The 21,468-nt window shown below is 42.3% G+C and carries 22 protein-coding genes and 1 other annotated feature; of the genes, 4 read left to right on the top strand and 18 right to left on the bottom strand.

Annotated features, from left to right (window positions below):
* Window positions 1-101 precede the first annotated feature (101 nt).
* Both HMPREF2832_RS00930 and HMPREF2832_RS00935 read left to right on the top strand, forming a co-directional pair.
* Window positions 102-551 carry an NUDIX hydrolase gene (locus HMPREF2832_RS00930; RefSeq protein WP_049498374.1) on the top strand — a complete coding sequence of 150 codons (450 nt, stop codon included), beginning with the start codon at window positions 102-104 and terminating at the stop codon, window positions 549-551.
* A gap of 67 nt (window positions 552-618) precedes the next feature.
* Window positions 619-921: a DUF1827 family protein gene (locus HMPREF2832_RS00935; RefSeq protein ID WP_049498372.1), complete on the top strand. Its 303-nt coding sequence runs from the start codon at window positions 619-621 to the stop codon at window positions 919-921.
* A gap of 102 nt (window positions 922-1,023) precedes the next feature.
* Here the strand turns inward: HMPREF2832_RS00935 and ileS are convergent, their stop codons facing one another.
* The 13 genes from ileS to typA all read right to left on the bottom strand — a co-directional run bounded on the left by ileS (window position 1,024) and on the right by typA (window position 15,943).
* Window positions 1,024-3,816 (bottom strand): isoleucine--tRNA ligase, encoded by a 2,793-nt coding sequence (gene ileS, locus HMPREF2832_RS00940; RefSeq protein ID WP_070505284.1) that lies wholly within the window; start codon window positions 3,814-3,816, stop codon window positions 1,024-1,026.
* A gap of 254 nt (window positions 3,817-4,070) precedes the next feature.
* Window positions 4,071-4,898 carry a DivIVA domain-containing protein gene (locus tag HMPREF2832_RS00945; protein ID WP_049498368.1) on the bottom strand — a complete coding sequence of 276 codons (828 nt, stop codon included), beginning with the start codon at window positions 4,896-4,898 and terminating at the stop codon, window positions 4,071-4,073.
* Between the two features lie 9 nt (window positions 4,899-4,907).
* Complete coding sequence (locus tag HMPREF2832_RS00950; protein ID WP_080979003.1) at window positions 4,908-5,699, bottom strand: YlmH family RNA-binding protein; 792 nt, start codon at window positions 5,697-5,699, stop codon at window positions 4,908-4,910.
* A gap of 6 nt (window positions 5,700-5,705) precedes the next feature.
* Window positions 5,706-5,969, bottom strand: a complete 264-nt coding sequence (locus tag HMPREF2832_RS00955; RefSeq protein ID WP_070505285.1) for a YggT family protein — start codon at window positions 5,967-5,969, stop codon at window positions 5,706-5,708.
* Between the two features lies 1 nt (window position 5,970).
* On the bottom strand, window positions 5,971-6,600 hold the full coding sequence (locus HMPREF2832_RS00960; RefSeq protein ID WP_049498364.1) for a cell division protein SepF: 630 nt from the start codon (window positions 6,598-6,600) through the stop codon (window positions 5,971-5,973).
* A 9-nt stretch (window positions 6,601-6,609) separates the two neighbouring features.
* On the bottom strand, window positions 6,610-7,278 hold the full coding sequence (locus HMPREF2832_RS00965; protein ID WP_049498363.1) for a YggS family pyridoxal phosphate-dependent enzyme: 669 nt from the start codon (window positions 7,276-7,278) through the stop codon (window positions 6,610-6,612).
* 2 nt (window positions 7,279-7,280) lie between these two features.
* Window positions 7,281-8,546 (bottom strand): cell division protein FtsZ, encoded by a 1,266-nt coding sequence (gene ftsZ / locus HMPREF2832_RS00970; RefSeq protein ID WP_049498361.1) that lies wholly within the window; start codon window positions 8,544-8,546, stop codon window positions 7,281-7,283.
* A 15-nt stretch (window positions 8,547-8,561) separates the two neighbouring features.
* Window positions 8,562-9,950: a cell division protein FtsA gene (gene ftsA / locus HMPREF2832_RS00975; RefSeq protein ID WP_049498360.1), complete on the bottom strand. Its 1,389-nt coding sequence runs from the start codon at window positions 9,948-9,950 to the stop codon at window positions 8,562-8,564.
* A gap of 142 nt (window positions 9,951-10,092) precedes the next feature.
* Window positions 10,093-11,316 (bottom strand): cell division protein FtsQ/DivIB, encoded by a 1,224-nt coding sequence (locus HMPREF2832_RS00980; RefSeq protein WP_070505286.1) that lies wholly within the window; start codon window positions 11,314-11,316, stop codon window positions 10,093-10,095.
* The gene (locus tag HMPREF2832_RS00985; RefSeq protein ID WP_049498356.1) at window positions 11,300-12,382 is read right to left on the bottom strand and encodes a UDP-N-acetylglucosamine--N-acetylmuramyl-(pentapeptide) pyrophosphoryl-undecaprenol N-acetylglucosamine transferase; all 1,083 of its coding nucleotides are present in this window, start codon (window positions 12,380-12,382) and stop codon (window positions 11,300-11,302) included. Before HMPREF2832_RS00985 ends, HMPREF2832_RS00980 begins: the two co-directional genes overlap by 17 nt.
* 1 nt (window position 12,383) lies before the next feature.
* The gene (murD, locus tag HMPREF2832_RS00990) at window positions 12,384-13,733 is read right to left on the bottom strand and encodes a UDP-N-acetylmuramoyl-L-alanine--D-glutamate ligase (RefSeq protein WP_070505287.1); all 1,350 of its coding nucleotides are present in this window, start codon (window positions 13,731-13,733) and stop codon (window positions 12,384-12,386) included.
* Window positions 13,734-13,823: 90 nt separating this feature from the next.
* Window positions 13,824-14,072, bottom strand: coding sequence for a DUF3165 family protein (locus HMPREF2832_RS00995; RefSeq protein WP_004219693.1), 249 nt, complete (start codon window positions 14,070-14,072; stop codon window positions 13,824-13,826).
* A 23-nt stretch (window positions 14,073-14,095) separates the two neighbouring features.
* Window positions 14,096-15,943, bottom strand: a complete 1,848-nt coding sequence (gene typA / locus HMPREF2832_RS01000) for a translational GTPase TypA (RefSeq protein WP_070505288.1) — start codon at window positions 15,941-15,943, stop codon at window positions 14,096-14,098.
* A gap of 178 nt (window positions 15,944-16,121) precedes the next feature.
* Between typA and HMPREF2832_RS01005 the strand changes: the two genes are divergently transcribed.
* A complete protein-coding gene (locus tag HMPREF2832_RS01005) occupies window positions 16,122-16,847 on the top strand; it encodes a 16S rRNA pseudouridine(516) synthase (protein WP_070505289.1) in 726 nt (241 codons plus the stop codon).
* Between the two features lie 44 nt (window positions 16,848-16,891).
* Here HMPREF2832_RS01005 and HMPREF2832_RS01010 read toward each other — a convergent pair whose 3' ends face one another.
* Both HMPREF2832_RS01010 and HMPREF2832_RS01015 read right to left on the bottom strand, forming a co-directional pair.
* Entirely contained in the window at window positions 16,892-17,275 is a 384-nt protein-coding gene (locus HMPREF2832_RS01010) for a rhodanese-like domain-containing protein (RefSeq protein WP_021152760.1), read from the bottom strand.
* Window positions 17,275-17,493 carry a YqgQ family protein gene (locus HMPREF2832_RS01015; RefSeq protein WP_003017930.1) on the bottom strand — a complete coding sequence of 73 codons (219 nt, stop codon included), beginning with the start codon at window positions 17,491-17,493 and terminating at the stop codon, window positions 17,275-17,277. Before HMPREF2832_RS01015 ends, HMPREF2832_RS01010 begins: the two co-directional genes overlap by 1 nt.
* A gap of 87 nt (window positions 17,494-17,580) precedes the next feature.
* Between HMPREF2832_RS01015 and HMPREF2832_RS01020 the strand changes: the two genes are divergently transcribed.
* Window positions 17,581-18,240 (top strand): prepilin peptidase, encoded by a 660-nt coding sequence (locus tag HMPREF2832_RS01020; protein WP_070505290.1) that lies wholly within the window; start codon window positions 17,581-17,583, stop codon window positions 18,238-18,240.
* Between the two features lie 7 nt (window positions 18,241-18,247).
* On the opposite strand, the gene trpB is transcribed toward HMPREF2832_RS01020, so the two are convergent.
* The 3 genes from trpB to rlmN form a co-directional block, all read right to left on the bottom strand.
* Window positions 18,248-19,435 carry a tryptophan synthase subunit beta gene (gene trpB / locus HMPREF2832_RS01025; RefSeq protein ID WP_003017923.1) on the bottom strand — a complete coding sequence of 396 codons (1,188 nt, stop codon included), beginning with the start codon at window positions 19,433-19,435 and terminating at the stop codon, window positions 18,248-18,250.
* A gap of 121 nt (window positions 19,436-19,556) precedes the next feature.
* Window positions 19,557-19,792 (bottom strand) — a binding site (T-box leader).
* Window positions 19,793-19,859: 67 nt separating this feature from the next.
* Entirely contained in the window at window positions 19,860-20,387 is a 528-nt protein-coding gene (locus tag HMPREF2832_RS01030; protein ID WP_049498348.1) for a VanZ family protein, read from the bottom strand.
* Entirely contained in the window at window positions 20,374-21,462 is a 1,089-nt protein-coding gene (gene rlmN, locus HMPREF2832_RS01035) for a dual-specificity RNA methyltransferase RlmN (RefSeq protein ID WP_003005918.1), read from the bottom strand. Before rlmN ends, HMPREF2832_RS01030 begins: the two co-directional genes overlap by 14 nt.
* Between the last annotated feature and the right edge of the window lie 6 nt (window positions 21,463-21,468).

Genomic DNA, 21,468 nt, shown 5'->3' on the forward strand with positions numbered 1-21,468 from the left:
ATTGAGAGGCTAGGACTTTTGTCCCACTCTCTTTCTTTTTTCCTCCAGATTTTTGCTAAAAAATATGTTATAATGATAAAAAAATAAGAAAAGAGAAAAGCATGACCATTCCTAGTTTTGGTGATAAGAAACAAGACGTGACCTACGTCAATCGCTATGGTGTCTACGCTGTTATTCCCAATAAGGACAAGGATCAGATCATCCTCGTTCAAGCTCCAAATGGGGCTTGGTTCTTACCTGGCGGGGAAATCGAGGCAGGTGAAGATCACTTGCAAGCTCTGAAACGGGAACTGATCGAAGAATTAGGCTTTACCGCTGTTTTAGGGCAATACTATGGCCAAGCAGATGAGTATTTCTATTCCAGTCATCGCGACACCTACTACTACAATCCTGCCTATATTTATGAAGTGGTAGACTATACAGAGGCTCAAAAACCACTGGAAGATTTTAACAATCTTGCTTGGTTTCCTGTAGATGAAGCTATTGAAAAACTTAAACGTGGCAGTCACAAATGGGGCATTGAACAGTGGAAAAATACCCACAAAAAATAAAGGAATTCTTTCACAAAAAATAAAAAAGTGCTATAATAAATGAAGATAGAGGTTAGGAGGAACTCATATGAAGCTCATTAATACCACAAATAGTCATGCTGCACTGGTCAAAAGCCAACTTGCCAGCACTGACGCCTTGCTTGTCGAGGTTTATTCTGCGGGCAATACCGATGTTGTTTTTACACAGGCCCCAACACACTATGAATTATTGATCAGTAACAAACACCGAGCTATTCGTGAAACTGAAGTAGAAAAAATTCGTGAGTTCTTTTTAAAACGTAAGATTGATCTTCAAATCATTGACCAATCCACTATTAAAACCCTCTACTCCGATAAACTAATTGAAATTTCCTTTCCAATTACAAAGTAAGGCCAATTTGCCTTACTTTTTTTATTTCCTTAATGGATGAATCTCTACACCATTCTAGCCATTAAAAAAGAAGTTCCTTTATGGAACTTCTTATAATGGCTTTTATTTAGCTTCAAATCCTTCTGCGACTGCGTCCGCAAAGTTCTCTTCGACGATGCTTGCACAGTGATCACAGATGGTTGCGTGGTAGTGACGTTCAGCCGTTGTTGGATCGATGCGACGGCAACGGTCACAAACTTCACCAGCTGCACGTTCAACTGTGAAGGCTACATCTTCAAAGGTCACTGCACCTTCTGGCGCTGAGCCTTCTGCGATAGTCAATTCAGAAACAATCAAGAGTTGAGCAACATTGCTATCAACAGCTCCAAGAAGTGTTTTCGCGACTTCGTTTGGATAAACTGTCAAGTGAGCTTCAAGTGATTTACCAATCACTTTTTCATTCCGTGCTTCTTCCAAGGCCTTTTGAGCTTGACCACGGAAGTCCATGAAGGCTGACCAGGTATCCAAGATTTCCTCTTGGTTGGCAAAAGTCTGAGCTTCTGGTAATTCTGACAATTGAACAAAATCTTCGGCTTCAAACTCAAGATATGACCAGATTTCTTCCGCAGTGTGAGGAAGGATTGGTGTCAAAAGTTTGGTGATTTTCACAAGGATGTCATAGAAGACCGTTTGCATTTGACGGCGTTCAAGTGACTTAGCTCCTTCGATGTAAACAACATCTTTGGCAAAGTCAAGGTAGAAGGCAGACAAATCAACGTTGATAAAGTTCACTAGGGCTTTATAGATTGTCAAGAATTCGAAGTCTGCATAAGCATCACGAATGGTCTTAACAAGTTGGTTAAAGCGGATAGTCATGTACTTATCAACTGAACGTAGTTCTTCGTAAGCCACGGCATCCTCAGCTGGGTTAAAGTCAGATGTGTTAGCAATCAAGAAACGAAGAGTGTTGCGGATCTTGCGGTAAGTTTCAGAAACTTGGCTCAAGATATCCATTGAGATACGCACGTCATTACTTGAGTCTACACTGGTTACCCAGAGACGCAAGATTTCAGCACCAAATTGCTTTTCAACATCACTTGGAGCAATGGTATTTCCAAGTGATTTAGACATCTTCTCACCTTTCCCATCCAAGGCGAAACCTTGAGACAAGATTTGTTTGTATGGTGCGACACCATGGTTAGCTACAGAGGTGATGAGTGATGAGTTGAACCAACCACGGTATTGGTCTGACCCTTCAAGATAAAGATCTGCTGGATATTTGAGTTCTGGACGGTTAACCACAACACCATTCCATGATGAACCGGAGTCAAACCAGACGTCCATGATATCTGTTTCTTTTGTAAATTCGCCATTTGGTGAACCCGGATGCGTAAATCCTTCTGGCAGGAGGTCTTTCGCTTCACGCTGCCACCAGATGATGGAACCATGTTCTTCAAAGAGTTGTGCAACATGTTCGATGGTTTCAGCCGTCATGATCGGTGTTCCATCTTCTGCGTAGAAGATTGGAAGAGGCACACCCCAGGCACGTTGACGAGAGATCACCCAGTCACCACGGTCACGAATCATGTTATAAAGACGCACTTTCCCCCATTCTGAGTGGAATTTCACTTTTTCAATTTCGTCCAAGATATCTTGACGGAATTTTGATACAGAAGCGAACCACTGTGGCACGGCACGCCAGATGATTGGTTTTTTCGTCCGCCAGTCAAATGGGTAGGAGTGAGAGATTTCTTCTTGAGCAAGGAGCAAATCGCCAAGTTTTTCGATAACGGTTGGAACAACCTTGTCATAGAACTGACCAGCAAAGTCAGGGCCAGCATTTTCCATCATGATTCCGCGTTCGTTAACAGTAACAGCAACTTCGAGGCCATTGGCAATCCCTACATTGTAGTCATCCTCACCAAAACCAGGAGCGGTATGGACGATACCAGTACCTGAATCGAGGGTTACATGCTCACCAAGGATCACCAATTCATCCACTTCAGGATCCCATGGGTGTTCTGTAACGATATGGTCCAATTCTTTTCCTTGGTAAGTCGCAAGGACTTCAGCATTTTCCCAACCGAATTTTTCAGAAAGGCTTGGCAAGAGCTCAGATGCTACGACGTACTTGCGGTCAGATCCAGCAGGCTTCACTACGACATAATCAAACTCTGCACCCACCGTCAATCCACGAGAAGCTGTAACCGTAAATGGAGTTGTTGTCCAAACAACGATGTAGGTATCTGTATCTAGGACACCCTTACCATCTTTAACTTTGTTCGCATAGTAAAGAGATGTTGATACCAAATCATGGTATTCAATTTCCGCTTCAGCAAGAGCTGATTCAGAAGACCAAGACCAGTAAACTGGCTTAGCCCCACGGTAGATATAGCCTTTATTGGCCATTTCACCAAAGACGCGGATTTGTGCTGCTTCATAGTCAGGCGTCAAGGTTACATAAGGATGGTCCCAATCACCTGAAACACCTAAGCGTTTAAAGTCTTCGCGTTGTTTATCTACTTGAGAAAGAGCGTATTCACGGCAGAGTTTCAAATACTCAACCAAGTCCATTTCTTTACGTTTCACACCTTGTTTAGCCAAGACTTGCTCAATTGGCAAACCATGGGTATCCCAACCTGGGATATAAGGTGCGTAAAACCCTGACATAGACTTAGAACGAACAATGATATCTTTTGAGATCTTGTTCATGGCATGCCCTACGTGAATATTTCCGTTGGCATAGGGAGGGCCATCATGTAGTGTAAAATGCGGTTTCCCTTCATTCAACTCTTGACGGCGTTGATACAATTTTGCATCTTCCCATTCTTTTTGCCAAACTGGTTCCTTCGTTGGAAGCCCAGCCCGCATTGGAAAAGCTGTTTTTCCAAGATTCAATGTTTCTTTGAGTTTCATTGTGTCTCCTTATTGATTTAAAAGCTATAAAAAAAAACACGAGCATCCTAAAAAGGACGATTGCTCGTGGTACCACCTTTGTTCGAGAAGTCGCAAGCGACCTTCTCCTCTCATCCCGTAACGAGGGAAACGTCCGTTCTTACTCAAGGGTTCAGAACGAATACTGTAAAAGGATCATCCATTAAGAGGGAGTGCAGATCTTCCACCATCATCTGCTCGCTAGATCTATCATTAATGGACCTGTTTTTACAAAATTATAAAATATTGACAGATTCACGTCTTACATCATCTTCAGGTTGAACAGTTTCTTCAACCGCAACAACTTCTTCATTTTCATGACGAGCGTGCTCTGCTTCTTCTAAAGCGGATTGAACTTTTTCATTCAAACCTTCAAACGCTTGTGTTGCACCCAATTCTAAATTAGCAGCTTCGATGCGTTTTTGCAATTCTTCGATTTCAGCTGGAGAGAATTGACGAGTCAAATCAATGTTATCATCTTCTGCATGATGATGGTGAACTGATTCACCCAAAGCTTTCTCCACAATTTCACGGAAAGCTTCATCACTTGTTTGAATGTACATAGCTGTTGGACGAAGAATTTCATCCCATTCAGGTGTATCGATAATGCTCAATTGGCTTTCGATTGTTGATTTCAAACGTTGATGGAAGACGCGTGTCTTGTTCTTCAATTCCTCTGTTTCAACGGCAACCTTCTTGGCATTATCCGTTGCATGACGAAGGATTTCATTTGCTTTTTGTTTTGCTTCATCTACTAAGTGTTGTGCATCTTGTTCAGCTTGACGAACAATATTTTCAGAACGTTCGTTAGCGGCTTGTTTCACACGTTCCGCAGTATCTTGTGCAATCAAAACAGATTGACTCAATGAATCTTTCATTTCATCAAAATAGTTTAAGCGTTCTTCAAGAGCTTGAATTTTTGCTTCTTGATCATGATTTAAACGAACAAGATCTTCATAATCGCGAACAACGATATCTAGAAATTCTTCTACTTCGTTCGCATCATACCCTCTAAATTTAACGCCAAAAGTTTTATCTTTAATTTCTAAAGCAGTAAGAGCCATAACTCCTCCTCATTTTTTACTTAAGAGTACTTCAACAGTTACTTTATATTTTCCACTCTTTGAAATACCATTTTCAGAAACAATTTTAAGACGCCCAAAGCGTCGGACACTAACTAAATCATTCAGACCTACAGCATAGCTAACATTGGAAGTAGTCGCATAGTTAACTTTCACTAGACCAGAACTAATCAACTGACTAGCTTGTGAGCGCGAAAGCTTGAAGGTCCCAGCAATCACCTTGTCTAACCGATAACTCGACACGAGAATATCTCGCTGCTGGCTTTCTTCCTCTATGATCATTTGTTCAGATAGAGGAACTTCCCTCAGCTTAACAGGTACCCGAGAAATTTTCTGGATGTGATCCATGAAATAGGGAACAAAACGCTGTTCAACAAATACTTGGATCTTTCCATCACTCGTCAGAATATCTCCAAAGGACTTGCGCTCCACACCCAATTGGTGAACAATGGTCCCCAGTACCTGGGAATGGGTCAAGTGATGAAATTTTGAAGCATAGACCATTTCCAATAGGGCCAGATCAAAGTCACTTGGATCCAATTGGTAATAATCCGGAGCAACAATAACCTTGGCATACTCCATTTTCTGCTCATCACTGGAAGCAAAGACCTGTAATTGGTAGCTTGCCGCAACATTTCGTAAAATAGTGACCTGATGAGGGTTTAAAAAACCCGTCACCTCAACAGAATAGCGTTCCACCACTCTTTCAGACAATTCAATACAGCGATCAATGAATTCGTGATCTTCGCGATTGAAATGTTGATAAATCTCTGTCTGTCCCATCATATTCTATCCAATCAAAAATAGGAACAAGCGGGCTAATAACTGATTCATCAAGTTCAAGACCAAAAGTGCTACTAGAACTGTAAAATCCAAGCCCCCAAACTGCAATGGTAACTTTCTAAAAAGGCTCAAAAATGGTTCAACTAGGCGGTGAACCATTTGTCCAAGAGTACTCTGAGGTGCCCCAGGGAACCAAGATAGTAAGGCATAGATGACAAGAATGATGGAATAGATTTGAATGATATTTGATAAGTATTGAAAGATAATCATCTTAACGATTACGTTTCATATCATAGTCAAATTCTGTCACTTCCACATCATTTGGAAGGCGGATATCTTCAATGTTAACGACTACATTAATTGGAGTCAACAAGTACATGGTACTTGCAACACGACGAAGATTTCCTGCTAAAACATAACGAGCCCCATCCAAATAATCTAAACAACGACGTGCTTGTACTTCTGTCATATATTGGAAGTCAATCAAGATACTCTCATTAGATAGTAATAGATCAACAATTTCAGTCGCTTCCTCGTATTTGCGGGGATAGCGTACATCAATGGTAATCTTTTCATCTGTATTCGCACGATTAGCAGCCAATTCACGTTGACGTTCATGCAAGCGAGTAATATTTTCAGATGTATTTTTCGTTGTTGGAACAGGTTCCTTCACTGCCGCTGTAGACACTGGAGTCGTAACATGTGCGACAGGAGTCGGTTTTGGTTTTACTGGTTCTCTTTGACTAATCTGTGGACGTGGAGAAGTCACTTGAGGAGTCGGCTGTGGCTGTGGAACTGGTTGAGTTTCCGCCCCAGCTGCTTTTGCCTCGCGAACTTCTACTTCTTCACCGTCTTCTGTGAAGTAGTCAATAAAGTTGTTAAATTTATCTTTTAATGACATAGTTCTTTCCTATTTAAAAAATGATGTCCCAATTCTAACATAAGTCGCTCCGTTCGCAATGGCTACTTCAAAGTCACGACTCATACCCATACTTAGTTCTGAAAAAGGCATATTTTTTAATTGTTTCTTTTCTAGTTGTTTCTGAAGTTGGTGAGTTTTTGAAAAAATATCCTGCAACTCTTTTTGACTAGCCTCAAAAGGAGCCATCGTCATTAAACCAACAATTTCAATTTTGTCCAGCTGTGCGATTTCCGCTAAAACATCATCCAGTTCATCGGGTGCAAATCCATGCTTACTTTCTTCACCAGAAATGTTCACTTGGAGGAAACACTTGATCGGGTGTTCTGCTCGCTTTTGAATTTCTTGAGCCAGTTTCACCGAATCCAAGGCATGAAAGTAATCGACGAGATTAATCACATCTTTTACTTTCCGCCGTTGGAGGCTCCCAATCAAGTGCCAAGTGAGATCATACTCTTTTAGAGCTTGATACTTTTCTAGGAATTTATCGACACGATTTTCACCGATATGTTGGATACCTGTTTTCACCAGTGCTTCTGTTGTAGCAACATCCACATACTTGGTGATAGCTATCACATTAACTTGATCTTGACGGTTAGCTTTGTTTCTTGCTGTTTCTACTTGTTGCCGAACAAGATCAGCATTCTCTACCAGATTCATGATTAACGATTCCGGAAGAATGGTGGTGTTTCCAATTCATCATCATCTGAAGATGAATCTACGTAACGATCAACTTGATGTGTTGATGTTGGTTCAGTTTGGCGGGCGATATTCTCACGACGAATATCCCAATCACCAAAGGCTGAGCCACGGTTTGGTTCTACCGCTGGACGACTTGGAGTTGTTGGCAATTCAACATCTTGTTTCAAATCAAATTCACGGTCAAATGGTGCAGCTTGTGGGCGTTGTTCACGTGGTCCTGTTTTATAAGGACGTTGTGAGGAAGCAATTCCGCTAACGCGTTCTACCTTGTCTTGACGGACACCAGTTGCAACAACCGTCACGCGGATTTCATCTTTAAGAGATTCATCAATAGATGTACCCAACCAGATATTCACTCCGTGACCTGCAGCTTGGTTCACAATTTCTGAAGCTTCTTCAGCTTCGATCAATGTCATATCCAAACCACCTGTTACGTTGACGATCACGTCTTCTGCACCATCAATTGTAGTTTCAAGAAGTGGAGAGTAAATGGCTTTACGAGCCGCTTCGATAACGCGTTCTTCACCGCTACCAACACCAATACCCATGAGGGCATTCCCTTTGTTTTCCATAACAGTCTTCACGTCTGCAAAGTCAAGGTTGATCAATCCAGGACTTGTGATCAAGTCAGTGATCCCTTGAACACCTTGACGAAGAACGTTATCTGCTTCACTCAAAGCTTCAAGAAGCGGTGTCTTCTTGTCTACAATTTCAAGCAAGTTGTTATTAGAAATAATCAACAATGTATCTACATGTTCGCGAAGTTCGTTGATCCCTTCTATAGCGAAGTTGCCACGTTTTGAACCTTCAAACCCGAATGGACGAGTCACAACGGCTACTGTCAAAGCACCTACAGCTTTGGCAATACGAGCGATGACTGGTGCAGCACCTGTACCAGATCCTCCACCCATCCCTGCAGTGATGAAGACCATGTCTGCACCTTGCAAAGCTTCTGTTAACACTTCTTCGCTTTCTTCAGCTGCCTTACGACCAACTTCAGGTTGACCTCCAGCACCCAATCCACGAGTCAATTTTGGACCCAATTGGATAACTGTTTCAGCTTTTGCACTTGAAAGTGCTTGAACATCTGTATTAGCCGCGATGAATTCTACACCGGCAACGCCTTCGTCAATCATACGATTGATGGCGTTACCGCCACCGCCACCGACACCGATTACTTTAATTACTGCACCTTGTGCCGCTGCTGTGTCAAATGAAAATGTCATAAATACTTACACTCCTTAATCAAACATATTACCGATCAAATTTTTCATTCGGTCTGTGAATGTAGCTTTTGGTTCTTGTTTGCTATCATTGCTTGCTGCTGGAATTTCTCGAGCATCCACTGGAGATTCAATCTTCTCAGCATTGTATGCAGGTACTACCGGTTGTGCTGGAGCAGCAGGTTGTGGTTGTACTTGTGGTTGCACTGGACGATCAAATTGAATCGGTTGTTGACGCAAGACTTCGTCTCCATGAACCGCAGCTTGAGCAATAATATCCACATCTGTCAAATTGCCTGCATATTCAGACAAGCTAATTACATGGGCAAAAGCTGGATTGCGAATTCCAATTTGATTTGGAACAAACAATTTCACATTTACACCAAAGACTTCTTGAGCCAATTCCTCAACACCAGGAAGGATCGCTCCTCCACCGATAATCACAATTCCACCAGGAAGATCCAACAGATGTCTTCTCTCAAGGTCTTGCTTGATTTGCTCAAAGATGTGTTTGATACGTGCTGAAATGATTTCAGCCAAGTACTTCTCAGTCACTTCAACTGGCTCTACTTCACCGATGACTTCTACATGGAAGACTTCGTTTCCAGCAGATGGCACATAGGCTTCACCATAGTTGAACTTCAAGCCTTCTGCCAATTTTTGAGAAGTTTTCAATACTTTAGAAATATCTTTGGTAACATAATCGCCACCTTCTTGGTAGATATTTGTAAATTGAAGTTCTTGGCTACGAACAGATGCCACCGTTGTTTGGCCACCACCCATATCGATCACCGTTGCTCCGAATTCACGTTCGCCTTCATTCAAGACTGTTTTGATCATCGCAAGCGGTGAAATGATGATGTTTTCAACTTGTAAGCCTGCACGTTCAACAGTTTTACGCAAATTGTGCAAGATTGTACGAGGTCCTGTATAAAGAAGGCCACGCATTTCAAGTCGGATCCCCATCATTCCGCGTGGATCGCGGATTCCTTGGAAACCATCAACTGTGAATTCCTCAGGAATGAAGGTGATTACTTCACGATCCGGTGTCATACTTTTTGTGAGTGCAGATTTGACAACATTTTCAACATCTGCATCTGTGATTTCTTTCGAATCACTTGTGACTGGAATCATTCCTTGAGTTGCTTCGATTTGTAGTAAGTTTGCAGGCAACCCAACATTGACTAGATTGATTGAAATCCCTGCTTTTTCTTCAGCTTGGCTGATTGCATTTTTAATTGCATTTGAAGCAGCTTCGATATCTACTATAATTCCATCTTTGACGCCAGCACTTTTTGCATTGCTGACTCCAATTACATTCATTTCTCCATTGACATGTTCTGCCACCAATACTTTTATTGAACTAGTACCGATATCTAAACCTGTAAAAAAGCCGTCTCTAGCCATTACACCAGTCCTCTCTCTTTATTTGTTTTCACTTTACATCTATTTATAGCCCTTTTAGTTGGAACTATCCAAACTTCATTATATCACAAAGAAGCCTAAAATGGACATTTTTTCTTCAATTATTTGAGATAATTTATGGGCTTTACTCATTCCCAGAAGAATTTTCTCCTTCTGGATTCTGTTCTTGATTCTGTTCTTGGCTTGCTTCCTCAGAATGTTCTTCTTGCTTTTCTGTACTTTCAGCCTTTTCTTTTTCAGCTTGCTCTTTGGCATCTGCGATGGATTGTTCACTATAGCTGAAGACTCCAGCCTCCATATCAATGGTGGAATCATCGTCTAATTGCTTACTGATCGCCTTATAATAAGGAAGCTTGCGGGTAATTTGGGAAACAGGCACCAAGATTTTATTATCGTTTTTCATGGTGATGGTCACCAGATCCTTGGTGACCTTACTCGGTGTCAGATCAACCGAAACAATTTTATCAGTAATGGAAGAAGAAATAGACTTCATTTCTTGGACAAATTGTCTAACCAATTCTCGATCTGAGAATTTTAAGCTAATATAGGAGGACGGCAATTCCGAAGCTGGAGTTACTGTCTCCACTACTTCTCCATTTTCCAATACTGGATAGTGGTCTTCTCCGGTCACATAATAGGCAACCACTTTGTGTTCCACGATATTGACTTTAAAAGTCACAGGAAATTGATAATGCATGTGAACCTCTTTGATCCATGGACTAGCCGTTTTCATATTTTGTTCATAGACCGATTTATGAAGGAAGGTCGTCAGAGTATAATCTTCCTCTTTGATGCGACTTTTTTCATACAAGAGTTGCTGATCAACCGCTTTGTTCCCTGAAAATTCAATCACTTTCTGTGTGGATAAGGGGCTTAAAAAGTAGATTGAGAGAAGGGCGACAATCAAGCTGATTCCGATAACCGGAAGGGCACGATAGATATGGCGTTTTGCCACCGTCGGTTCCTTCTTTGGTTTTTTCGTCTTTAAGCCTTTAAAAAATGAAGGCTTTTTCTCTTGTTTCTCTGAAGGATTTAGCTCCTTTACAGCCGGATCATCCTCTTCTCCTTCTGAACTTTCTCCATCCGCATCTGGATCCTCTTCGGCCTCAGATTCATCTTCCTCTTCAGACTCTTCTATTTCTTCAGATTCTTCCTCTGAGACGGAAGCTGTTTCTTTTTCTGAAAGGTCTTCGTCTTCTTTTGCTTCTTCGCTTTCAATTTTCTCTGTCTCAGCTTCTTCCGCTTTTTCAAGCGCTTTTTTTTCTAAATATTCTTTGTTTCTTTTTTGCCAGGCTGACAATTCTGTAACTTTGTCATCCGTTGGCGTTTTTTTATTGTCGTCCGTCATCTTTTCCCTTACTGATATCTTTTTGAAGCAGGCCATAAAAATCGTCTAGTGAAAGGAGTTCTGTCGATTTTTCCATTGCTTGGTGGTAGACTTGGCTTTGCTTCAACATTTCTTGAATGGTTTCATTAAAGGTTTCGAGCGTTAATTGATCTTCCTGCAATTGCTCTGCATAACCTTTATCCACAAAATATTGGGCATTTTCAATCTGATCGCCACGGCTGGCTTCTTTTCCTAGCGGTACGATCAGGTGGAGTTTGTTCATGGCTAAGAGTTCAAATAAGGTATTGGCTCCACCCCTAGTCACCACTAAATCAGCCTTCTGGAGCATGGGCAAATACTGATCGGTTACATAATCCACTCGATACAAGCCACCCTCAGCCTGATTCAATGTTAAATCGCCCGTCAAATTGATGATATTGTAGTGCTGCAAGAGCTCTGCTTTGTGCTCTGTCACAAATTCATTAAAGACACGCGCACCGGCTGATCCTCCGACAAAGAGAAGGGTCGGCAAGTCTTTTCGGAAACCTTTTGTTTTTTCTTCTAATTCTTCAGAAGTTGTCGGAATATGATCTGTAACCTTGGTTACTGCACCGATATGCGCACTCTTTGTCAAACCATGTGCTTGCTCAAAAGTTGTGTACATCTTGGTGGCGAATTTATAAGAAATTTTATTGGCCAATCCCATCGAGAGATCGGACTCATGGATATAGACAGGGACACGCGTGAATCTAGCTGCGATCACTGGTGGCACAGAGACAAATCCCCCTTTTGAGAAGAGAACTTGTGGACGCACACGAAGCAGGATTGCAATGGACTGGAGCGTTCCCCAAGCCACCTTGAACACATCCATCATATTTTGGAAAGAGAAATAGCGGCGCAATTTCCCCGTTGCAATTGAATGGAAGCGCACGTCTAAGCCAGACTTTTTTATCTCTTGGTATTCGATTCCTTTTTTGTCCCCAATATAATGGACTTCCCATCCATCTTCGATAAATTTTGGAATCAAGAGGAGATTAAGGGTCACATGTCCCACGGTTCCCCCACCAGTAAACATTATTTTTTTCATCTTATTTCAACCCTTTTACTGTAGCAAGAAATTCATCCCCACGCACTTCAAAATTCGGATACATATCCCAGCTAGCATTGGCAGGACTTAGTAGCACAACATCTCCAGGGCTAGCCAAGTCAAAGGCTTTCTTTGTAGCATCTGCTACATCTGCCGCATCGACATAAGGGACGCCTGCTTTATCGACTGCGCGTTTCACTCGAGGAGCTGATTCCCCTAGAATCACCATTTCCTTTAAGCCAGTAATGTGAGGCACCAATTCATCAAATTCATTGCCACGATCGAGCCCCCCTGCAATCAAGATTACCTTGCTGTTATCAAAACCAGAAAGGGCTTTTTGTGTTGCTAAAATATTGGTCGATTTACTATCATTGTAGAATTTGACACCTTGAATTTCATCCACATATTGAAGACGGTGTTTCACTCCTCCAAAGGCTGACAAGGTTTCTTTAATGACCTCATTCTCCACACCACGGACTTTTGCGACCGCAATCGTTGCTAAGGCATTTTCTACATTGTGGCTTCCTGGAACGCCCAGTTCATCCGCACGCATGACAGCTTCTCCCTTAAACTTGAGAAGTCCATCTTCCAAATAAGCCCCATCCACTTTTTCGACCGTTGAAAATGGAAGGACCCTTGCCTTGGTTTTTGTAGCCAGTTCCTTGGCCAGGTCTTGGTTGAAGTTCAAGACAATGACATCTTTTTCTGTCATATTCTTTTGAAGATTCCATTTGGCAGCTACATAATTTTCAAAAGAACCATGATAGTCGATATGGGTCGGCATGAGGTTGGTAATCACTGCAATCTCTGGATGGAAGACTTCAATTCCCATCAATTGGAAAGAAGACAATTCCATGACCAGAACATCCTTTTCTGTTGCTGTTTGTGCAACTTGACTAGCTGGAAAACCGATATTCCCAGACAATAAACCACCTTGGCCTGCAGCCGTCAAGACTTCCCCGATCATGGTTGTCGTCGTCGTTTTTCCGTTTGATCCTGTAATCCCAATAATTGGCGCATCCGAAATCAGATAGGCCAATTCTACTTCAGTGAGGACGGGAATGCCCTTTTCAAGCGCTTTTTCAACCATTGGATTGGAATAAGGGATTCCTGGATTTTTGACCATGACTGCAAAGTCTTCATCCAACAATTCCAGAGGGTGACCTCCTGTCACAACTTTAATCCCTTCTTCCAGTAAACTTTGTGCTGCTGGATTTTCTTCAAAAGGTTTGCCATCATTGACGGTCACAATCGCTCCTAAGCGATCCAACAAACGGGCAGCTGACTCGCCTGACTTAGCCAAACCTAATACAAGAACCTTTTTATTTTCAAATTGTTTCACAAATTTCATGATTTCTTCGCTCCATTTTTATCACTCTCTATTTTACCTTTTTTTAGCAAAATTAAAAAGCCCAAAGGGCTTTAAAAATCACGTCAGCGTTTATTTTTTCTGTTTGGTCGTCATTTTGGAAATATCCACCAAAGCCAGGTAGCCAACAAAGGCGAGAAAGGCACCGACAAAAAACTCAGACGGTAGTTGAAATATCTGAAAAATGGCGAGACAAGTCAGTACGATAATGGAGACGATCAAGACCACCATTGTGACACTGTTTAAGGTACCACGAATACTTTTTGGGGTCATAAAAAGGTAAAAAAGGAGAATCAAAATCCCTAAGATAAAATAGACCATTTTGTTTCTCCTTTCTTTCCGTATTATTCAGCAGCTGCTGATTTTTTCTTTTTATTTGCTTTTTCGCGTTCTGCTTTGTTCAAGATTTGTTTCCGCAAACGGATTGATTCAGGCGTTACTTCCATGTACTCATCGTCATTCAAGAACTCAAGAGATTCTTCCAAGGTCAAGATACGAGGAGTCTTGATAACCGCTGTTTGGTCCTTAGTAGCTGAACGAACGTTAGTCATTTGTTTTGCTTTCGTAATGTTTACGGTCAAGTCGTTCTCACGAGAGTTTTCCCCGATGATCATTCCTTCATAAACTTCTGTACCTGGATTGACAAAGATCGTACCACGTTCTTCGATAGACATGATAGAGTAAGTGGTTGCTTTTCCGTTATCGATTGAAACAAGAGCACCACGGTGACGTCCACCGATTTCTCCTGGAATCACTGGCAAGTATTGGTCAAAGGTGTGGTTCATGATTCCGTAACCACGTGTCATTGACAAGAACTCTGTTGAGTATCCAATCAACCCACGAGCTGGAACAAGGAAGACCAAACGAGTTTGACCGTTACCAGTTGAGATCATATCTAACATTTCACCTTTACGTTCAGAAAGGCTTTGAATAACAGATCCTTGGTATTCTTCTGGTGTGTCGATTTGTACGCGTTCAAATGGTTCGCATTTGACACCATCAATTTCCTTGATAATAACTTCTGGACGAGACACTTGCAATTCGTATCCTTCACGACGCATGGTTTCGATCAAGATAGACAAGTGCAATTCCCCACGTCCTGAAACTGTCCATTTATCAGGTGAATCAGTTGGGTCAACACGAAGAGAGACGTCTGTTTGCAATTCCGCTTGCAAGCGTTCTTCAACTTTACGAGAGGTTACCCATTTTCCTTCGCGACCAGCAAATGGTGAGTTGTTAACCAAGAAGGTCATTTGAAGCGTTGGTTCATCGATGTGAAGGATTGGAAGAGCTTCAACTGCGTCTGTCGGTGTGATGGTTTCTCCAACGAAGATATCTTCCATACCAGAAATAGCGATCAAGTCTCCAGCTTTGGCTTCTTGAATTTCACGACGTTCCAAACCAAAGAAACCAAAGAGTTTGGTAACACGGAAGTTCTTAGTCGTTCCATCCAATTTAGAAAGGGTTACTTGGTCCCCAACTTTTACAGTACCACGGAAGACACGTCCGATACCAATACGTCCAACGAAGTCGTTGTAATCAAGTAGGGATACTTGGAATTGAAGGGGCTCTTCTGAGTTATCAACTGGAGCTGGGATGTGATCAATGATGGTATCAAAGATCGGTGCCATTGTGTGCTCTTGGTCAGCTGGATCGTCTGAAAGTGAAGAGGTTCCGTTGATCGCTGATGCATACACAACTGGGAATTCCAATTGGTCGTCATCCGCACCTAATTCGATGAAGAGTTCAAGAACTTCGTCTACAACTTCTTCTGGACGAGCAGATGGTTTATCGATTTTGTTAACTACAACGATTGGAACAAGATCTTGTTCCAAGGCTTTTTTCAATACGAAACGAGTCTGAGGCATGGTTCCTTCGTAAGCATCAACGACCAATACAACCCCATCGACCATTTTCATGATCCGTTCCACTTCTCCACCGAAGTCCGCGTGTCCTGGTGTGTCCATGATATTGATCCGAGTTCCGTTATAAGCAACAGCTGTATTTTTAGCTAGAATGGTAATCCCACGTTCTTTTTCAAGATCGTTTGAGTCCATTGCACGTTCTTGTAATTCTTTACGTTCATCCAAGGTGTGCGATTGTTTCAACAATTCGTCTACCAAGGTTGTTTTACCATGGTCAACGTGGGCAATGATCGCAACGTTACGAATATCTTCTCTTAATTTTGTCATGATTTCCTCTATAAAATTTTAAATAATATTTCTAACTGAACAATTATACCACAGTCCTGTTTAAAAAACACAGTTCAGCTAGTTGTAAATGTTTTCATCTTCATTTCTTTTCTCCGACTCGATTTCCTTTTCTTTTCATGATACACTGATGATAAGAATTTCAGAAAAAGAGGCTCCCATGAGATTAGATCAATTGATGGCAGACTATCAGTACGCTCGCAAGGACATCAAACAACTTCTAGCCCGAAGGCAAATCTTGGTCGATCACCTACCAGCTAAAAAACTGTCGCAAAACGTCGACCCTGGACTCCAACAGATCCAAATAGGGAATCGGATCATTCAAGAACCGCGTCACCACTACTACATGCTCCATAAACCTATCGGTGCAGTGACCGCTAAAAGAGACGCCCACCATCCAACGGTGATCTATCTAGTGGACCCTCAGCAAGAGTACCCAGGTCTTTATCCGCTTGGTCGCCTCGATCGCGATACGAGTGGCTTACTCCTCATCACAGATAATGGTCCCTTAGGCTTTCAACTGCTTCATCCTCAATACCATGTGGAGAAGGTCTATGAGGTAGAAGTCAATGGTCCGCTTTATGCAGCCCACATCGAACAATTTCAGAATGGGATTTCATTCACGGACGGCCCTATCTGCAAGCCTGCTTCCTTAACTATTCTAGAAACTAGCCCCAGCTACAGCAAGGCCCAGGTCCGAATCTCTGAAGGAAAATACCACCAAGTGAAAAAGATGTTCTTAGCCATTGGCGTCAAAGTCATGACCTTAAAACGCTTGTCTTTTGGTCCCTTCACCTTGGATCCTCAGTTAGCCCCTGGCGAAAGCCGGCCTTTGAATGAGGTAGAGCTCACTTGGGTCAAAGATTTCCTTGAAAAAACGAGATAAAAAAGCTCTAACCACACACTTTGTGCAGTTAGAGCTCTTTTTTATTAGGCGTCTTTTTTCACTTTCCCATTCCAAGAATCAAGACCATAAGACAAGACATAAATGTCTGTATAACCTTTTTTCTTGAGAAAGAGAGCCGCATTGGTTACACGCGAACTACGGCTATTTTCATAGAGCAAAATTGGTTTATCTTTACGCAAGGCTGCAAGACTCAACTTCAACTGAGTAGAAGGAATGTTGCGTGCTCCTAAAATATGCTTGGCATGAAACTCAGCCGGCTCTCGCAAGTCAATCAACTGCCCTTTTCGAATCAGCTCTTCAAAGGTTGCATTGTCCACAAATTTAGCAGCTTTACGGATGCGGAAATAATTAAACGCCATCCATCCAAATGCTCCTAAAATAACCAACCAAACAATGATATTTCCCATCACTCTACCTCACTCTTTTTCAAAAATTCTAATTCTTGCTTGTGTTCTCTTCTTAAAACGGTATCGGCTTCTAAATAATCGAGCCGCTCCATCAGGCCTGCATCATAAAGACGTTGAAGCTCAATTTTCATCAATTCGATGTCATAGAGGCGCTTCCCTACGTAAATGATGATTCCAAAACGTTTTAAAAATTGTTGAACATCATACAGGTTTTTCATGTTCATTATTGTATCAAATTTAGAAAGGCTTTACAAGATTTTCAAGCAAATGATGAAATTTTCTGATTGCTTTACGAATAAATAAGTATGATCAACTTTTATTTTTTTACCATCGGTACTTGCATCGCCTCTTTTTTGGGGCTAGTTGTCGATCGTTTCCCAAACCAATCTATTCTCGCTCCTCGCAGTCATTGCGATCACTGCCAGCACGTCCTTGGCATTTGGGATCTCATCCCTATTATCTCGCAACTACTGCATCGCTTTCGCTGCCGCTATTGTCATCAGACCTACCCATTTTGGTACTGCCTTTTTGAGGTCTGGAGTGGCCTGCTCTTTTTAGCCTGCGCCAATGGTTTCCTTTCCCTGCCTCAACTTCTAACACTACTGGGAGCTGCCGTTTTAGCCATCTATGACCTTCGCTTTATGGAATACCCTTTATTCATCTGGTGCTGTCTCCATTCCCTGGTCCTCTTTTTATCCGGTGGTAATCTCCTCATGCTGGTCTTTTTACTCCTTGCGATCGGAGCTCACTTTTTCTTTATCGGAATGGGAGCAGGAGATTTTCTCTTACTCGCCACCTTTTCGCTCAATTTTTCTTTTACCAAGATCCTCATTCTCATTCAGATCGCATCCATCTTAGGTATTCTCGTCTTTGCTCTCAAAAAAGAAAGAGACCGGATTCCCTTTGTTCCCTGTCTCTTTCTCAGTTATCACGCTTTACTGCTTTATACGATATTTTGCAGATAAATTCTTTTTATTTTGCAGCCTTCGCTTCTAGATAATCGGCGATGGCAGCCACATCCTTGTCCCCACGTCCGGAAACATTGATGATGATGATCTTGTCTTTATCCAATTGTGGAGCACGTTTGACCGCTTCTGCAATCGCGTGTGAGCTTTCAATAGCTGGGAGGATCCCTTCTGTCTTACTGAGAAGAAGAAGAGCTTCTACTGCTTCATCATCTGTTGCAGCGACATATTCGACACGACCAGAATCTTTAAAGAAAGCATGCTCTGGACCAACCCCTGGGTAGTCCAAACCAGCAGAGATCGAGTACACTGGCGCTACTTTTCCATCTTCGCCAAAGACTGCATAGGTCTTCATACCATCAACCACACCGATAGTCCCTTTGGTCATGGTCGCTGCGTGTTGATCGGTGTCCAAGCCATGTCCAGCTGCTTCTACCCCAATCAATCCGACTTCCTCTTCTGCGACATATTCAGAAAAGGCACCAATGGCATTAGAGCCACCACCGACACAGGCAATCACATAATCCGGCAAACGACCTTCTTTTTCCAAGATTTGACGTTTAGACTCTTCACTGATTACCTTTTGGAATTCATGCACAATGGTTGGGTAAGGGTGAGGGCCAACAGCAGAACCTAATACGTAAAAGGCATCCAAATCCGCCATCCATGCTCCAAACGCAGCATCAACGGCGTCTTTCAAGGTCTTAGTCCCGGTTTCAACCGCATGGACGGTTGCCCCCATCATTTCCATGCGGAAGACATTCAAGCGTTGGCGTTCCACGTCTTCTGCCCCCATGTAGACATCACAGGCCATACCGAACTTAGCTGCCGCAGCTGCTGTAGCTACACCGTGTTGACCGGCTCCTGTTTCAGCAATCACGCGCGTTTTGCCCATGCGTTTAGCCAAGAGGATTTGCCCCAAAACGTTATTCAATTTATGTGAACCTAGGTGATTCAAGTCTTCGCGCTTCAAATAAATTTTTGCCCCACCTAAATGCTCCGTCAAACTTTCCGCAAAGTAGAGCGGTGTTTCCCGTCCAGAATAGTCTTTCAAATAATGTTTGTATTCTGCGATAAATTCTGGATCATTTTTATATTGTTCAAAAGTTTCCTCTAATTGATTGAGCAAGTTTTGAATGGGTTCTGGTACGAAAGATCCACCAAATTGTCCGAAATAGCCTTTTGTTTCTGTCATGATTGTGTCCTCTTTTCTATATCTTCAATCCTGTTTATGATCTTTTTCTCTCGCGGGCCCTTTGAGCTGCAGTCTCACTGGGTTCCTTTGAGATACAAAAAACCTCACACAGAAAAATCTGTGTGAGGACGATTCGATACCGCGGTGCCACCTCAATTGTAGGAAGCTATTTTTTCTCCTACATCTCTGACCTGTCTAACAACAGGGTGCACGATAAGGTGTGCTCACCGAATTTTTATTGTTTCAAATTCATTATCATAAACGCATCAGCCCATTTCAAGATTCACCACTGCTTGTTCGCAATCACCACAAGCTCCCTGGAAGTGAGAAAAATCTCTACTTTTCTGATGTCTTGAAGCTATTATAGCTCCCGCTTCTGATTTTGTCAACAAAAATTTTAAAAAGTGGTTAAAATGTTCGGATTTTACATTTCACCATTTTTTGCTAGCAATCGTGCTCTGAAATACTGAAAGCCTATATAAGCCAGATAAGCCCCTAAGGTATTGGTCCACAAATCATCTAGCTCAAAGACACGATTGGCATCAAACAAGAGATCTAACAGAACTTGGCTGCATTCAATCCACAAGCTCATCGCAAAGCCGAAGCACAAGACCCGTTTGCGGCTCCTCAACCAGGGCCATAGCCAGAGAAGTTGAAAGACCAGCGGGCTTAACAAAAAGATATTGGCTATATTTTGGAGGATGACCTTAATGAGTTGGAGGACACTGGTAATCTGGCCAAGATTCATCACCGAATTAAGAGGAACTAGCAGGACGACGATACGACCGAAATGTTGAATACCCGGTGTTTCCATACCTGGCTCTGGCTGTTGGGGCAAAAAACACATCAAACACAAGAGGATAAAATAGAAGAAGCTGCCACTCCGTAACAGCCTTCTTCCTCTTTTTGTTAGTTCTGTATGATCCATCAGCCCTTGTTTAAGGTTGCGCATGTTCAACAATCGCTTTCTCCCGGTCCCGTTTCATGGTATTTGAACGCAATTGGCCACAGGCAGCATCAATATCTGTACCGTGCTCTTGACGCACTACACAGTTAACACCTTGTTTTTTCAAGGTATCATAGAAGGCCATGACCCGTTCTTTTGGACTCCGGCTATATTGGTCATGCTCACTGACAGGATTATAAGGAATCAAGTTGACATAAGACAATTTCTTGATATTCTTGAGCAATTCTGCCAACTCTAAGGCTTGCTCGACTCCATCATTGACTTCATTGAGCATGATGTACTCAAAGGTCACCCGACGGTTCGTAGTCTCAATATAGTATTCAATCGCCGCAAACAATTTTTCAATTGGAAAGGCCCGGTTGATCTTCATGATGCTAGAGCGCAAGTCATTGTTTGGAGCATGAAGGGACACTGCCAAATTGACCTGCACACCTTCATTTGCAAAGTCACGAATTTTATGAGCCAAACCAGAAGTTGACACTGTAATATGGCGAGCACCAATCGCTAATCCCTTGTCATCGTTGACCGTCCGGATAAATTTCAAGACATTGTTATAGTTGTCAAATGGTTCTCCGATCCCCATGACAACGATATGGCTGACCCGTTCATCTTGGCCACGTTCGTCAAAGTATTTTTGAACCAACATGATTTGAGACACGATTTCCCCATTGTTCAAATCGCGTTGTTTTTTGATCAAACCAGAAGCACAGAAGGTACAACCGATATTGCATCCTACTTGAGTCGTTACACAGACAGATAAACCATAGTGCTGACGCATCAAGACGGTTTCAATCAACATGCCATCTGGCAATTCAAAAAGATACTTAACCGTTCCGTCTGCTGACTCTTGCACGATTCGTTGCTTGAGTGGGTTGACGACGAATTGATCATTTAACTTTGCAATCAAGTCCTTAGAAAGGTTGGTCATTTCTTCGAAGGACTGGACGCGTTTGCGATAGAGCCATTCCCAGATTTGTGCTGCACGGAATTTCTTTTCGCCGTTCTCTTCCGCCCAATCAATCATATCTTGGCGTGTTAAACTATAAATGGATGGTTTCATTCTTTC

Source organism: Streptococcus sp. HMSC073D05, assembly GCF_001812015.1.
Lineage (GTDB): Bacteria > Bacillota > Bacilli > Lactobacillales > Streptococcaceae > Streptococcus > Streptococcus parasanguinis_D.